General features: G+C 58.0%; 16 protein-coding genes. 1 reads left to right on the top strand and 15 read right to left on the bottom strand.

Features of this window, described 5'->3' with window-relative positions:
* Positions 1 to 15: 15 nt before the first annotated feature.
* Entirely contained in the window at positions 16 to 570 is a 555-nt protein-coding gene (gene scpB, locus BKN05_RS09245; RefSeq protein WP_286688500.1) for an SMC-Scp complex subunit ScpB, read from the bottom strand.
* An 87-nt stretch (positions 571 to 657) separates the two neighbouring features.
* Here scpB and BKN05_RS09250 point away from each other — a divergent pair, with 87 nt between their 5' ends.
* On the top strand, positions 658 to 1,224 hold the full coding sequence (locus tag BKN05_RS09250; protein WP_286688501.1) for a GNAT family N-acetyltransferase: 567 nt from the start codon (positions 658 to 660) through the stop codon (positions 1,222 to 1,224).
* Here the strand turns inward: BKN05_RS09250 and BKN05_RS09255 are convergent.
* The 14 genes from BKN05_RS09255 to BKN05_RS09320 form a co-directional block, all read right to left on the bottom strand.
* Positions 1,221 to 2,018 (bottom strand): segregation and condensation protein A, encoded by a 798-nt coding sequence (locus BKN05_RS09255; protein WP_286688502.1) that lies wholly within the window; start codon positions 2,016 to 2,018, stop codon positions 1,221 to 1,223. The genes BKN05_RS09250 and BKN05_RS09255 overlap by 4 nt on opposite strands.
* A 6-nt stretch (positions 2,019 to 2,024) precedes the next feature.
* Positions 2,025 to 2,897 (bottom strand): ParA family protein, encoded by an 873-nt coding sequence (locus BKN05_RS09260; protein ID WP_225747385.1) that lies wholly within the window; start codon positions 2,895 to 2,897, stop codon positions 2,025 to 2,027.
* A 127-nt stretch (positions 2,898 to 3,024) separates the two neighbouring features.
* Positions 3,025 to 4,032 carry a hypothetical protein gene (locus tag BKN05_RS09265; protein WP_286688503.1) on the bottom strand — a complete coding sequence of 336 codons (1,008 nt, stop codon included), beginning with the start codon at positions 4,030 to 4,032 and terminating at the stop codon, positions 3,025 to 3,027.
* A 12-nt stretch (positions 4,033 to 4,044) separates the two neighbouring features.
* Complete coding sequence (gene xerD, locus BKN05_RS09270; protein WP_286688504.1) at positions 4,045 to 4,935, bottom strand: site-specific tyrosine recombinase XerD; 891 nt, start codon at positions 4,933 to 4,935, stop codon at positions 4,045 to 4,047.
* Complete coding sequence (locus BKN05_RS09275) at positions 4,932 to 5,570, bottom strand: NUDIX domain-containing protein (RefSeq protein ID WP_225746991.1); 639 nt, start codon at positions 5,568 to 5,570, stop codon at positions 4,932 to 4,934. The genes xerD and BKN05_RS09275 overlap by 4 nt, the downstream gene beginning before the upstream one ends.
* Before the next feature lie 3 nt (positions 5,571 to 5,573).
* Positions 5,574 to 6,476, bottom strand: a complete 903-nt coding sequence (locus tag BKN05_RS09280; RefSeq protein ID WP_286688505.1) for a copper transporter — start codon at positions 6,474 to 6,476, stop codon at positions 5,574 to 5,576.
* Between the two features lie 3 nt (positions 6,477 to 6,479).
* Entirely contained in the window at positions 6,480 to 7,631 is a 1,152-nt protein-coding gene (gene steA, locus BKN05_RS09285; protein ID WP_225746993.1) for a putative cytokinetic ring protein SteA, read from the bottom strand.
* A gap of 19 nt (positions 7,632 to 7,650) precedes the next feature.
* The gene (gene recN / locus BKN05_RS09290; protein ID WP_286688506.1) at positions 7,651 to 9,321 is read right to left on the bottom strand and encodes a DNA repair protein RecN; all 1,671 of its coding nucleotides are present in this window, start codon (positions 9,319 to 9,321) and stop codon (positions 7,651 to 7,653) included.
* Positions 9,321 to 10,205, bottom strand: coding sequence for an NAD kinase (locus tag BKN05_RS09295; RefSeq protein WP_049378093.1), 885 nt, complete (start codon positions 10,203 to 10,205; stop codon positions 9,321 to 9,323). The genes recN and BKN05_RS09295 overlap by 1 nt, the downstream gene beginning before the upstream one ends.
* Positions 10,202 to 11,008, bottom strand: coding sequence for a TlyA family RNA methyltransferase (locus BKN05_RS09300; RefSeq protein WP_198492999.1), 807 nt, complete (start codon positions 11,006 to 11,008; stop codon positions 10,202 to 10,204). Before BKN05_RS09300 ends, BKN05_RS09295 begins: the two co-directional genes overlap by 4 nt.
* The gene (locus tag BKN05_RS09305; protein WP_005324658.1) at positions 11,008 to 11,169 is read right to left on the bottom strand and encodes a hypothetical protein; all 162 of its coding nucleotides are present in this window, start codon (positions 11,167 to 11,169) and stop codon (positions 11,008 to 11,010) included. Before BKN05_RS09305 ends, BKN05_RS09300 begins: the two co-directional genes overlap by 1 nt.
* Positions 11,160 to 12,143: an HAD-IIA family hydrolase gene (locus BKN05_RS09310; RefSeq protein WP_286688507.1), complete on the bottom strand. Its 984-nt coding sequence runs from the start codon at positions 12,141 to 12,143 to the stop codon at positions 11,160 to 11,162. Before BKN05_RS09310 ends, BKN05_RS09305 begins: the two co-directional genes overlap by 10 nt.
* Positions 12,143 to 12,952, bottom strand: a complete 810-nt coding sequence (locus tag BKN05_RS09315; protein WP_286688508.1) for a tetratricopeptide repeat protein — start codon at positions 12,950 to 12,952, stop codon at positions 12,143 to 12,145. The genes BKN05_RS09310 and BKN05_RS09315 overlap by 1 nt, the downstream gene beginning before the upstream one ends.
* Before the next feature lie 440 nt (positions 12,953 to 13,392).
* Complete coding sequence (locus BKN05_RS09320) at positions 13,393 to 13,830, bottom strand: hypothetical protein (RefSeq protein WP_286688509.1); 438 nt, start codon at positions 13,828 to 13,830, stop codon at positions 13,393 to 13,395.
* Between the last annotated feature and the right edge of the window lie 197 nt (positions 13,831 to 14,027).

The raw sequence follows: 14,027 nt of genomic DNA on the forward strand, positions 1-14,027 counted from the left end.
CAATCCTACCCCACGCTAGTACTCTTCGTCGATCGCCTCTACGTCAGGCAACAGCGGCGCCAAGTCTGGCAGGCGCTCCAAAGAATCGATCCCCAATAGCTCGAGGAACAATTCTGTCGTCTCGTACCGGTGAGCGGAGCCCTCAAAATCATCCTGCGGCAACTCTCGGACCAATCCACGCAGGTTAAGGGTTCGCATAACACCGTCAACGTTGACGCCGCGAACCGCCGCCACCTGCTGGCGAGTAACGGGCTGGCGATAGGCCACTACCGCCAAAGTCTCCAGGGCAGCGCGGGAGAGTTTGGTTTGGGCGCCATCCAAGAGAAATTCTTCGACTGCCCCGGCATTTTCGGTGCGCGTATAAAAGCGCCACCCCTCCTGGGTCTCGCGCAGGTCAATACCAGAACCGCGACTATCCAACTCCCGCTGAATAGAACGCAGGCAATCACTGACGACGTCCCTTTCCGCCCCCAGCGCACGCGCCAATGACTCCACAGAGGCTGGGGAGTCGAGCACAAGCAATATGGACTCAAGACGGGAACGCAGCTGCGAGATGAGGGGAAGATCCATAGCGCCCGAGTTTACTGGATAGGAAAAATTGCTGAAATTTCTCCAAATCACTTTCGGTGCCGTCTGTGACGCGTATAACATATTGTCATGGAAACTATCACTCGCACCGCCAGACTCATCCTCATCCCGCTGTCCGCTGCAAATACCGAAGAGACCCACAAGGTCTACAGCGACGGACGAATTTGGAGCCACCGACCCAACGGGCGCTTCGCCGATATCCGCACCACGCGCGCACTCGCACAAGCATCCTCTCAGTCATGGGACGCCCACCACTTCGGGCCTTGGGCCGCCTATTTGCGCCATAACCCTTCGGAATTCGTCGGCGTTGGCGGCGCCATCTTCGTCGAAGATGGAAATTTCTGGGACATCAAATACCGCCTGCGTCCCGCCCATTGGGGTTCAGGCTTTGCCACAGAGATCACCTCGGCGGCGTCAAAGAGTATCCGCCAAGTTGATCCCGACTCCCCCATTACGGCCCGCGTTACGACAAACCACCCGGCAGCCATCCGGGTCATCGAAAAGCAAGGGCTCCAACAGGTATGGGAAGGGCGCCGCATAGGCTCCGAGGACAACCCTGAGGAACCAGACGTACGCGTCTACTCCGACCGCGAGCTCTCCCCCGAGACGCTGAAATTCATCCAGCAGCGCCCTTAGTCCCAGTTCGCTGCGGCAACTACCGCTGGGTCAACATCTAGGCCTGTCCACGATAGGTCCAGCTGACCCAGCGCTTCTTCTTGTTGTGCATCAACCGCCTTGGCCTTGTACAACTCCAACAGGGCCAAGAAACGCCCCACTACCTGCATAGAAACCGTACAGTCGCGGGTTAGAGCACCAAAGCTGGTCCATTGACCTGCGCCGAGTAGCTTGAGCGTTTCCAAAATCTTGCCGGCCTGCTCTGGCACCGATACTGCTACGGTGTGTACGTGACCGGTTGCCACTTCCTCCGGTGGCTTGGGACGGAACACGCCCGCCGCTAGCTCGGCAAAACTGGCCGGCGTATGGCCGAGCGAAACTGGAGGCAAGAGTTCCGCAAACTTCTCCTCGATGGAAACCGCACGCGGATAGCTGCGCTGCGCCTCGCGCTGCCACACGGCGAATTGGTCCGCTGCTTGCTTATAAGCCTTGTACTGCAACAGACGGGCAAAAAGGAGGTCGCGCGACTCCAGCAGTTCCAAGTCTTCAATATCGTCGACATCACCGCGCGGCAGAAGCCGCGCTGCCTTCAAATCCAAAAGCGTGGCTGCCACCAATAAAAAATCAGTGGTCTCATCCAGATCAGCAGATGCGCCCAACTGGCGTGTATACGCCACAAATTCGTCCGTTACTTCTGACAGCGCAACCTCCGTCACGTCCATCTTCTTCGACTGAATAAGCTGCAATAGCAGGTCAAAAGGGCCTTCAAAATTTCGCAGTGCAATGCGAAAGCCCGTAATCTCCGGCTGGGTCACGATACCTTAAAGGGTCGAGCGCTCGATGACCTCTTTGGCCAGGTTCCGGTACTGCTGTGTGGCCGGGGAGCTGGGTGCCCAGGTAGTAATCGGCTCGCCGGCTACCGAAGTCTCTGGGAATCGAACGGTCCGGGTAATGACTGTGTCAAAGACCTTATCGCCAAAGTAATCCACCACTCGGGACATCACTTCCCGGGCGTGCTTGGTCCGGCGATCAAACATGGTCACTAGGATTCCCATGACCTCAAGATCAAAGTTAATGCGATCAGAAACCTTCTCCACGGTATCGGTCAACAGCGCCAAACCGCGCAGGGAGAAAAACTCGCACTCCATAGGGATGATCACACCCTGTGAGCAAGCAAGGGCGTTGACGGTAAGCAAGCCCAAGGAGGGCTGGCAGTCAATAATGATGAAATCATAATCGCGGCGCACCGGACGCAACGCGCGGGCAAGGGTGTGCTCGCGACCGACTTCATTGACCATCTGTATTTCCGCAGCAGAAAGGTCGATATTCGCCGGCACCAGATCCAAGCCCGATACCCCGGTGTGCTGGATAGCGGAATGAATAGAGGTGTGACTATCGAGCATCACGTCATAGATGGTGTCCTCGATATCATCATGCGTGAGCCCGAGACCCGCCGAAAGCGCGCCCTGGGGGTCAAGGTCAACCAAGAGGACTTTACGGCCGTATTCCGCCAAGCAGGCACCCATATTGATCGTTGAGGTGGTTTTACCTACGCCACCCTTTTGGTTACACATCGAAATGATGGTGGCCGGCCCATGTTTTTCCAAGGGTGCGGGTTCCGGTAACTCACGGATAGGACGACCGGTCAGCCCCACCTCTACGTCAGAGGCAGAAAATAGACCCTCTTCGCTCACAGTCACACCTGCTTCCTTGACGCCAAGTTCCGGACCATGACACTTGGCTTAGGGTTGATTACAACGTTGTCATTAAAGCGTACCCGTTACAGGTTAAAAGTACCGAGACTTAGTCTATATCAAGTGTTTAGCGTTGACTGGAACGGCGTTTGCGGATTGCCACCAGAGCTATGAGCGCGATGAGTACCGCCGCAGCTGCCCCTCCAATAATCCAGCCCAAATGTGAGCCGCCGTCTTCTTCTTTGGGTTCCTTTCGCTGGCGCTCATCGAGGTTTTCCGCGGCGGATTGATAGTTAGGGTCCTGTAGGGTGACGATGAGTGCGGCCCCAGAACCGTCATTGCGAAGCAACTGCATGATAAAGGGATTATCAGGCGCCTCGCCCTCCGGATAAGTCAAGGTGAGGGTTCGAGAAGAGGCATCCACGTCACGCTTTACGCCTTGGATGATATTGCCCTCGCCATCGAGGTAACGCAGCGTGACGTCGTTTTCTTGCGTGTCCTTGAACTGCTGGTAGAGGTCAAAGGCCTGCTTGAAGCCCATCTTCGCGGTAATAGTATTGCCTTCGATTTTGGATTCAAGGTTGACGTATTCCGCGCCTTCAAGGTTGGCTTCCCCAGCAGGCTTGCGCTCCGGCTTTTCACCTGGAACAACCGGCAAGTTGCTATTTTCCTTCGACGGCGCGGGCTTGCCATCTCCGCCCTCGGCACCTTTTCCTGCTGGAGCGTTATCACCTCCAGTCGGCTTATCAGAGCCCGAATCTGGCGCTGGAGCTGGGGCCGGTCCGCCTTCCGCGCCATCAATTTCTTCCTGAATGTCCTCCTGCGCAACCGACCCATCGGCTACCAGCGTCAGGGTCGCATTCATGCCTTGGGCGGAGACAGGAACCGAGACTTGGCCGCCTTCCGCTGGGGCGGTGATGGTAGCGGAGGTACCAGAGGCAGACACGCTCCACCCATCGCCGGAGTAGCTGGCTTCGGCCGGCACGGGCAAGCTTACAGTCGTGGTCTGGCCGGCAGGAACCGAAATGGGAGCGGCAATAGCAGCCTCTACTTCCGGCGGCAGCTGGGCGTGTGCCACCGCTGGGAAAAACAAGGCGGTAGATAGCACCGCACCAGCTACACGAGTTGAAAACATATAGGTCCTTTCTTAGGCACGGGGATGCGCAGTGCGCCACACCTCGCGCAAGGAATCGGCAGTGACGTGAGTATATATTTGCGTTGTCGTCACCGAGGAATGTCCCAGCAATTCTTGCACGGTGCGCACATCTGCGCCGCCTTCAAGCAGGTGCGTCGCAAAAGAATGCCGCAACGTGTGCGGAGAAATGGACTTTCCCAATTGCGCCCGCTGCGCTGCCGTCTTCAACACAGTCCATGCACTTTGACGCGATAGAGCCCCACCGCGGGTATTGAGAAACAGCGCGGGCGTCTTCCCTTTGCTCAGCGCTGGACGAGCCCGCACCAAGTAGGCATCGAGAGCCTGGCGGGCATGCGAGCCCACTGGCACAATCCGCTCTTTGTCTCCCTTGCCCCGCAGGCGTATTACCTCTTGCGCGGCGGACACGTCATCAACGTTCAGGGAAATAATTTCCGAGATTCGCGCGCCGGTGCCATAGAGCATCTCCAGCAGGGCACGGTCGCGCACATCTACTGGGGTCTCAGTAGTAGTCGCTTCAATGAGGGCGGTGACCTCGCCTACCGATAATGTCTCAGGCAAATGCTGCCCGGTTGACGGAGGAGTTACCTCAACCGCGACATCGACGTCCACTATGCCCTCTGACACGGCAAATTTATGCAGTCCGCGAGCAACGATGAGCGCTCGGTTGGCTGAGGACACAGCCATGTGTGCGCGCAGGTCTTTAAGATAAGCTTCTACCATCGGTCGCGTCACCGACTGCAGATCCTCTACCCCGTTATCCCCCAGCCAGGCAAGGTAGCGGCGGACATCGCGGCGATAGTTGCTCAAGGTATTGGCGGAAACGCCGCGCTCGACTGCTAGATGATTAAGCCAGGTCTGCGCAATGCTTTCGAGCGCACTCACAGCTGTTTTAGGTCCGCGCCCGTGCGGCGGGAGCTCATTGAGGTCGGTCGAAGGTCGAACGGCTCCTCCACACTGCGGGTTCCCTTGCCGCCGCGCAGCACCGCGTAGGCCGCCAAGATGCCGCTACAGGCGATGGAATTGACGATGTCACCGCGCAGTACCTTGTCAACTGCCTCATCGAGTCCCACCCAGGCGATTTCCATATCGGCTTCTTCGTCACCGGTAGCCTCCATCCGGGGGACGTCGGAAAGCTCCGAGGCCAGGAATACGCGAACCGCCTCCTCGCAGAAACCCGGCGAAGTCACAAGGTCCGTCAACACGGACCACGTCTGCGCGCTTAGGCCGGCCTCCTCCTGCAATTCACGCTGGGCGCCGGTCAGCTCATCCTCACCGCGAACGTCGAGCAATCCCGCCGGCAGTTCCCACAGGCGCTTTCCCACGCTGTGGCGGTACTGATACACCATCGCAATGCGCTCGTCTGAGTCTACTGCCACGACGGCCACAGCACCTAGGTGCTCGACTACTTCCCGGGAGGCGGAAACACCACCGGGCATGACTACCTCGTCGCGGCGCAGGGCAATAATGGGGGCTTCAACAAGAAGTTGCGAATCAAGCACCTTGAAATCATGCGCCATGGGCTATTCCTCTCCCGGCAAGGCGGAGTCAGCAGTTTCGGTGGCGCCATAGTGCCCCTGGCCACCATCAAGTTGTTCCTGGGTGGCCAGAATGACCGCAATGCGCTCCACTGCCCGTTCGGTGCCATCGACCGTAGACAGCTCCGCGTCCTGATCACGCACTTGGGCTAGCGCCTTATCATCCTGAGTCTGCTTGGTGCGCCCGCTCAACACCACGGACCCATTGACATCATCCAAACCGGTGGCAAATTCTGCCAGCGCGGTGGACGGATAGCCTCGCAGGCCACTTCCAGAGACCACGACGATGGCCTGCGCAGGCACGATGGTGCCGTCCTCGTAGTCAATAAAGCCCTCGTCGCGCAGCTTATGAAGCACGTCTGCACGCTCGTCTACCGAGGCCAAAGGCTTCGTGCTCTCAGGATCCATAGACAGCGCAGTACCCAGGACCTCACCGCTGAGGGCTCCTGCAGAATCCAAGTCTTTGATATCTGCCTTCTTGGGCGCAATATCTTTCAAGATGGGAAGCAGCTTGTCCTTAGTTTCGGGGCGCAAGAAGTCCTTGGTCAGCTTAATCTCGCCGGCCTCCGTGGCATCGGAAGACTCCAAGAGCTTCCGAATCGCGTCCACGTCTCCGCCATTGGCGTCATCGGTGGTCACGATGAGCACTGGGCGCTGCGACAATGTCCCGTCAACCAGTTCCGCGCCAGAATCGGCCACGATTTTGTCGCTGGCCTCATTCTGGGTCTGCAGAATCTTATTGTCTTGGACCACCTTGCGGTGCTCCTCGCGTATCGGATCGTCGTCCGCCATGCTGGTGGTCAAGTTCGGCGCAATCACTAGAGCGCCTAAGGCTACGCCTACCGCGGCGCCGAAGCCCAAGCCTGCTACGAGCTCAGTCTTTGCCATGCCTTATGCGCCTCCGAAGAGGCTAGACCAGGTTTCGCTAAGGTTGCTGGCAAAGTCCTGGCTGCCGCCGAAACCGACGATGAGGATGACTGCCGCAATGGCAACCAGGATTCCCAGTACTGCCCACAACCAGCCGAGGTTGGAGGACGGCGCACTGTAGAGATTGATCACTGCATCGGCGTCTACCACCTTCGTACCGGCCTTGAGGCGGGACAGCACGGCCGAGGGGTTGGTGCGGTCAGCAAAAATATCATCGAGGTCTACCCCACCGCCGGCCTGCACGATGAGATCCGCGCCGTGGTAATCAGCAAAGAGCAGGCCTAGGTCGGTACCTGAGTGTGTTGCTGCGGGGAAAGTCATCGCGCCGATGCCGAGGTCCTGGATGCGGTCGAGGCCTTCTACCTCCCCTTCCGGGTTCGCAGGAACGATTACGCGGGCGCCGCAACGCAAAGCTTCATCGCTCACGCCATTGGGATCCCCGATAATGAAATCTGGCTTATACCCTTGGGCCAGCAAGGAATCTGCCGCCGTTCCCACTGCGACCAGCAGCGGCTCATACTCGCGAATAAAGTTGCGCAGCTGCTTGAGCTGTTCGCGGTGCCTATCGGTAGGCGAAAAGAGGACAACCTTCCGGCCGGCGATTTCGGAACCGGAAGCAGGGACGCCGAGACCGTCGATAAGCAGCGGGCCTTCCGAGTTAATGAAATCAATGGAATTGCCAAAGAAGGATTCCATATGGTCAATCAGCGCGCCCTGCGCCGCGGTGAAGTTCTTTTCTGCTCGCTCGCGGGTTACCACGCGGCCGGTGCCGAGTGCTTTATCGCCGCTAAAGACGGTGCCGTCTTCCCCGATGCGCGCCTTTTTACCCTCTTTGAACTCGGAAACAAAGGACTGTCCCACGCCTTCAAGGAGGGTAATGTCGGCGTCAAGCAACATGTGCGGGCCATAATTAGGGACCGTGCCGGTAGAAAATTCCGCCACATTAATGACGGCAGAGGGCTTAAGGTCTACGAGAGTTTGAGCCTCGTGGCGAGAGATATTGGCCACATCAATTACGGCGACATCGCCTTCACTAAACTTTTTCATCCCCTTAGCGCCTGGAGTGCAATCGCGCAGTGCACCAGGCTGCTCGGGGTTACGGGAAAACAGAGCCATGAGCCCTATTGTGGCGTGATTATGGTTTCGAATGGGCGAGGCGCGCGGAAGCTTCTTCCTGTGCGCGGTCAAAAAGCTCCTGCGCGTGCGCGCGGCCGGTCTCGGTATCGTCCAACCCCGCCAGCATGCGAGCCAGTTCCTCCACGCGCTCCTCCTGTGACAGCTCGGCCACGCCAGAGGTAAATCTCTCCTTCGATACATGCAGGTGAGCATCAGCATACGCGGCCACCTGCGGCAGGTGGGTCACCACAATCACTTGATTATGCACCGCCAAGCGCGCCAGGCGGCGGCCAATCTCTACCGCTGCGCGCCCGCCCACGCCGGCATCGACCTCATCGAAGACTAAGGTGGCGCCGTCCTCGTCTGCCAGCACGACCTCCAAGGCCAGCATGACACGGGAGAGTTCGCCGCCCGAGGCAGCAGAGGCAATCGGCTTACCATTCAACTGCAGCTCGGCCGCGTCTGCGCCGGACTTAGAATATTTCGCCTGCGTAAGCTCGACCGTCAGCGTCGAATTCGGCATGGCCAAGCCGTGGAGCTCCTGCGTCACCTGCTCGCCTAGGGCCTTCGCCGCTTTCCGACGCCCCTTTGTCAGCGCCCCTGCCCGCTCAATCATCACCGATTCAGCGTCTTTGACCTGCTTTTTCAGCTCCTCCAGGGCCTCCGTAGAGGTATCCATGGACTCGAGCTTTGCCGCTGCCTCATTGCGCCAAGCTACAACTCCATCAATATCTCCCGCGTACTTTCTGGTCAATGTGCGCAGTTCCTGCTGCCGCTGGAGAGACTTTTCCAACAGGTGTGGATCCGCCGGCAGCCCGGCTAGATACCCACCGAGCTCGCCGGAGATATCGCCCAGTTGCGACGAGATCTCTCCGAGCCGTTCGCCCAAGGCCGCCAATTCCTTATCGGTGGATCCCGCCAAGGCAGAAACCGCCCGGCCTAGCAGTGCCGAGGCGGCCTCTTCCAGTTCCTCGGTACCATCGATGGAAGCCAACGCGATTTCCGCGGACTCGCGCAGCCCATCGACGTCTTGCAGCTTGCGAACCAGCTGCACCAGTTCCTCGTCCTCGCCGGGTTCTGGGGCGATGCCATCGATCTCATCGACGGCGAATTGCAGGCGGTCAACCTCCTGCGCCAACTCGCGGCGCTGCTCCGTACGCCGCTTATAGTCCTTGGCGAGGCTGCGCCACTGTTTGAAGGCCTCGGTATAGCGCTCCCGCACACGCGCCAATTTCGGATCCGCACGATCAACCGCACCCAGTTGTTCCTCGGGCGCGAGCAAACGCAGCTGATCATTTTGCCCGTGGACCGTAATAAGCTCGCGCGCGAACTCGCCCAGGGTTGCAGCCGGCACCGCACGGCCGCCTAAATAGGCCCGCGATCTTCCGGCGGCGGAAACCGTGCGTGAAACGATATACTCGCCATTTTCGTCGGGCTCTCCGCCTACCGAATCCACTAACTCACGGATCGAGTCCTTTGCGGAAGAAAAATGCCCCTCTACTGCGGCCTTTTTCGCGCCATCGCGCACCCGGGAGGCGTCCGCGCGACCACCGGCTAAGAGCCTTAAGCCAGTAACCACCATGGTCTTACCCGCACCGGTTTCACCGGTAAGCACGGTAAGGCCCGCGGATAGTTCCGCAGAGCTCTGGCTAATAACACCCAGATCATTGATGGAAATATCGACGAGCACTACTTCTCCTTCGGCCCGCGCCACCCTTCTACGGGCAGGCGCAGCTTCGAGACTAGACGGTCAGTAAAAGGTTGGTCATCCAAGCGTACCCACCGCACCGGACGCGCGCCTCGCACGACCTCCACACGAGCTCCTGGGGGCATTGCGAGCTCACGAAAACCGTCCAAAATCACGGTCGCCGGTGTCGTACGCATAGTTGATTCGACGGCCACTAAAGAATTGGGAGATACAACCAATGGCTTGGTAAACAGCGCATGCGCGTTATTCGGTACTACCAAAATCGCATCGAGGGAGGGCCACAGCACTGGGCCGCCAGCCGAAAACGCATAGGCAGTCGACCCAGTAGGTGTGGAAATTAGCACCCCATCGCAACCAAAGGACGACACCGGCCGGCGGTCAACTTCCAAGATTGCATCTAGCACGCCGGAGCGGTTTTGGTTTTCTACCGAAGCCTCGTTCAAAGCCCAGCTGCGGTTGAGAAGGGTCCCTTCCTCATCAAAGATAGTGACATCGATGGTGAGTCGATCCTCAATGCGGTACCTCTTATCTATGACCCGCACTAGGGCCTGATCTAGGGATTCGACCTCCCACTCGGCCAGAAAGCCCACGTGGCCTAGATTAATGCCCAGCACCGGAATATCTACGGCACGCGCCATGTCGGCGGCACGGAGGAAGGTTCCATCGCCGCCTAAAACCAACACTAATTCGCACCCTGCGGCCGCATCTTCAGTGTGAGGCACATGCTTTAATCCTGGCAGTACCTTCTCGTCCGCGCACACTCGAACAGTAATTCCCGCACTTTGTAGGAGTTCTGCCGCACGCGACGTAGCCTCCAGGTTCTGCTGACGGTTGGCATGAGGCACCAACAGGATCTCACGTGTCATTGTGGGCCTTCCTCGACTGCGCGGTCAATCATTTCTTCCACTCTAGCCAGATCTGTTGGCTGACCGTCCTTTTTCAACCACAGGAAGTACTCCACATTGCCGCTTGGCCCAGGCAGAGGGGATGCAACAGCCCCATGCATGCTAAGCCCCAGGGACAACGCAAATTCAGCGACTTCCCTAGTAACTTCTTTACGCAACTCCGGCGAACGAACCACTCCACCGCTTCCGAGGCGCTCTTTGCCCACTTCAAATTGCGGCTTCACCATAGGCAACAACCAAGCGCCGTCCTTCAGACAATCCACAATGGCCGGCAAAACCAAGCGGAGGGAAATGAAGGACAAGTCGCCTACCATGCCATCGCAGGGGCCGTCGGTAAGCTCCAGCGTTACATTCCGGATATTCGTACGGTCTAAAACGGTTACGCGATCATCGTTTTGCAGGCGCCATAGCAGCTGCCCATAGCCTACGTCGACAGACAGCACTTCCTGCGCACCGTGTTCAAGGCACACGTCCGTAAAGCCACCGGTAGAAGCGCCGGCATCGAGGATGCGGCCGTTCATGTCGACGTCGAACGCCGCCAAGGCGCCCAAAAGCTTGTGAGCGCCACGTGAAGCCCACTTGTCTTCTTCGGCTTCCTCTACCTTGATGGAAACCTCGGGCTCTACAATCGACGCCGGCTTGTGCGCCTTGAAGCCACCAACCGTGACACGGCCGGACTTAATCATCTCCCGTGCCTGCTCACGTGACCGCGCAATCTTTCGGCGCACCAGCTCCGCATCTAACCTACGACGTTGTGGGGGCATTAATTCTCCTGCAATGCATCGCGCAACACATTGTGAGCGCGATCAAGCTGATCTACTTCAGCGGCCAAATCCGCTGCGTCTTCTCCAAGGATCTCTGCTACTTCCGCATCGATCTCTGCCGGCTCCTTAACGGCTCGAAAGTCGTGCGGCTTTACCGCCATTGCGCAACAACCTTTTCCGCACGCTCGCTACGCGGCTGAATATAGCGCGGCGGCGACGGCATGGCCCATGCAACTTCCAACACGGTGCGCAATGCCTGAACGGAGGTAGACTTTTCGTCGCCGCCCTCAAGCAGAAGGTCATGGCCATCGCACCGCGCCGTAAATCCACCCTGTGCTCCGGGACGAGCAACGGAGACAGGAAGGGCCAGCTCGTGCATTCCTGCGCCAATGAAGTTGGGGCGTGCCTCCACAGGTGCCTCAATCAGCTCCAGCTCACCAGAAACGCCGGTGAGCACATGGAAGGTATCCATTGCAGCAGAGTTACCACCTGCAATATCAGTATCTAGACGGTCGCCCACAGCAAGTGGCTTCTTCGCACCGATTTGCTTTGCCGCAAAAGTAAACATGGCCGGCTCGGGCTTGCCAGCAGATACCGGCTCTACCCCGGTGGCTGACTGGATGGCGGCAACCAGAGAACCATTTCCCACAGCAAGACCTCTCTCCATTGGCAGAGAGGTATCGAGATTCGAAGCAAAGAACTTGGATCCCTGGCGGATGGCCAAGGCACCTTCAGTCAAGTGCTCCCAGCCAACCGAGCGGTCAAAGCCTTGCACTACGGCAGCAGGCTTGTCATCGGCGCTGGAGACTACCTTAAAGCCCATGTCGCGGGCCAAGTCACGGAGGGAATCGGCACCGATGATAAGCAGCTTCGCCCCAGCTGGGACCTCTTCCGCCGCTAGTTGGAGAACCGCTTGCGCAGAGGTAACGATCTGTTCCTTACCCGCGGTGAGACCGATGTCCGCCAGCATCTTCGCCACTGCCTGTGGGCTGCGCGAAGCATTGTTGGTCACATACACTGCCGGCACTCCGCAGGTGTTGATGACGTCCACCACGTTAGAAAGCGGGCGACCGCCTTCCCACACAGTGCCATCGAGATCGAGAAGAAGAGCATCGTGCTTGCTTAGAACCGTCACTACTTGCACTCCCCAAGGCGTTCGGCAGCATCGGTCCAGTCGCCTTCATCAATAGAAACTGCGTGCTCAAACCAATCCCGAGCCTCTTCCTTCCGGCCTGCTTCTAGCAGAGCATTACCGTAGGCATAAGCGAGACGGCACGCGCTTACCCCGCGGGCATCGCGGTCAGGATGTGCGCGCTGAATGGTGACAACCGCGGACTCAGCCTGACCCATGTCTAGGCGGGCGCCGGCCAAAACAATGGCCAGCTCAATCTTGGACTCTTCATCAAGTTCCGATGCTTCCTCCGAACGGCCTAGTTCGAGCGCCTTTTCCGGCCGGCCCAAGCCGCGCTCGCAATCAGCCATTACTGCGAGCATTCCGGGGCCACCGGAAATGCGGCGCGCGGCACGCAGCTCAGCCAAAGCTTCTTTCCACTCGCCGGCGCGATACGCAGCGATTCCGTTGACTTCACGGGCAATTGCGACGCGGCCAGCGCGGTCTTTAGCGGCACGCGCATGCCGCAATGCGAGTTTAGGATCATCCTCCATCCAGGTCGCAGCCATGATCATATGCTTAGCGACGGCCTCGGAGTTCTCCTTCGATAGCGACTTCAGATCCTGCAGGACCATCGGGTCTAGGTCGTTGACATCTACCTCAGCCGGGATGTCTGGGTCGCTCATGCGACGGTTAATGCGTTCCTCACGGTAACCGGAGCGCTGCGGCGAAAAAGACTTCTTCTTCCGGGAACCCCCCTTAAAATCACGGTCTTTGCTATTGCGTGGCTTGCGGTCACGTCCGCCCCGCCCATTGTGATTGCGCTCCGACATTCAGCCCTACCCTTTCTTGGTTGGAACTAGCACAGAAATACCCGCCCTATTCTACAACCCACAAACAAAAAGCCGGAATTTAAATCCTGACGGACTGCCGCAGGGTTACCCAAGCATTACTCATCACAGCAATCCAAACACACGTCGTAAAAAGCGACTGGTACCACTAGGTACAAACAGCGCGCCTAGAATGCCGTAGACAACGAATAGCAGGCCCCACAGCGCTTGACGACGCCATGACTTCCTCAACGCAGCCCAACAGAGAAGCACCACCGCAAACGCAATCAAAACCGCGCCTGTCGCAACGTCCCACCAGCCCTCACTGCCTCCTTCACGCGAAATAGACAAGAGCAAAGAGCCCGGCAGCGCAGCGCCGATACCGAATAAGACCCTAGTTCCAGAAGCATCTACCGGTCTTCCAGAAGAGAAGTCAGACACCGCTAAATCTCCTTAAGACGCTGCGAAAAATGATCACGGCTAAACTCTTGATTCTGAGCGAATTCCCGGAGCACACCTGGCCAAGTGGGATACGCATCAATAAGGTCCCCTGCGACATTCAATAGTGGTGAGAATGCAATCTCACCCCATCTAACGCCAATGCCTACCCGTTCAGAGTATGCTGTGCTGCTCAATGGGCCAAGAGCCCACTGGCTACCGGAAGCAGTATTCATCCATGTACCGCTGATCGCCAGTATTCGGGTAACCTTGTCTTCGTAGCTGTGCTTGGAGTTTAAGACGTCTAGCACCGCGTCGAACGGAAATTCTTTGGCACCCTGGGGATTTGCTCTTCTTGCTCCGGCGAGAGCTCCGCGAGCATCGCAGGAATCGCGCCGCGTGAAACTCTTCCAGGCGTCTTCCAAATTGTTGATGATAGCCATCGAACCACATGAGTTTCCTCCCCAACTATCGAGTGGGTAAGTGTAGCGAACATGCAATGAAAAGTTTGCCCTTCGAGACATCATAATGAACTGACCTTGGACCTGACCCCTGTTAGGTAGACACCTGATATCCAGCCCGGTTGGGTTGGGAAGAAAGGTAATCTACCACCATGCCTAGGTACTCCGAACAGTTCAAA

Origin of the sequence: Corynebacterium sp. S5S1, from assembly GCF_001913985.1 — a bacterium.
GTDB lineage: Bacteria > Actinomycetota > Actinomycetes > Mycobacteriales > Mycobacteriaceae > Corynebacterium > Corynebacterium marquesiae.

What these genes read in the sequence shown, in the direction of transcription:
- BKN05_RS09300 (WP_198492999.1), bottom strand. Translation starts at nt 11,008, where the DNA reads ATGCCCCCACAACGTCGTAGGTTAGATGCGGAGCTGGTGCGCCGAAAG.
- BKN05_RS09280 (WP_286688505.1), bottom strand. Translation starts at nt 6,476, where the DNA reads ATGGCAAAGACTGAGCTCGTAGCAGGCTTGGGCTTCGGCGCCGCGGTA.
- BKN05_RS09315 (WP_286688508.1), bottom strand. Translation starts at nt 12,952, where the DNA reads ATGTCGGAGCGCAATCACAATGGGCGGGGCGGACGTGACCGCAAGCCA.
- scpB (WP_286688500.1), bottom strand. Translation starts at nt 570, where the DNA reads ATGGATCTTCCCCTCATCTCGCAGCTGCGTTCCCGTCTTGAGTCCATA.
- BKN05_RS09275 (WP_225746991.1), bottom strand. Translation starts at nt 5,570, where the DNA reads ATGGCGCATGATTTCAAGGTGCTTGATTCGCAACTTCTTGTTGAAGCC.
- BKN05_RS09320 (WP_286688509.1), bottom strand. Translation starts at nt 13,830, where the DNA reads ATGGCTATCATCAACAATTTGGAAGACGCCTGGAAGAGTTTCACGCGG.
- steA (WP_225746993.1), bottom strand. Translation starts at nt 7,631, where the DNA reads ATGGCTCTGTTTTCCCGTAACCCCGAGCAGCCTGGTGCACTGCGCGAT.
- BKN05_RS09265 (WP_286688503.1), bottom strand. Translation starts at nt 4,032, where the DNA reads ATGTTTTCAACTCGTGTAGCTGGTGCGGTGCTATCTACCGCCTTGTTT.
- BKN05_RS09250 (WP_286688501.1), top strand. Translation starts at nt 658, where the DNA reads ATGGAAACTATCACTCGCACCGCCAGACTCATCCTCATCCCGCTGTCC.
- BKN05_RS09305 (WP_005324658.1), bottom strand. Translation starts at nt 11,169, where the DNA reads ATGGCGGTAAAGCCGCACGACTTTCGAGCCGTTAAGGAGCCGGCAGAG.
- BKN05_RS09295 (WP_049378093.1), bottom strand. Translation starts at nt 10,205, where the DNA reads ATGACACGTGAGATCCTGTTGGTGCCTCATGCCAACCGTCAGCAGAAC.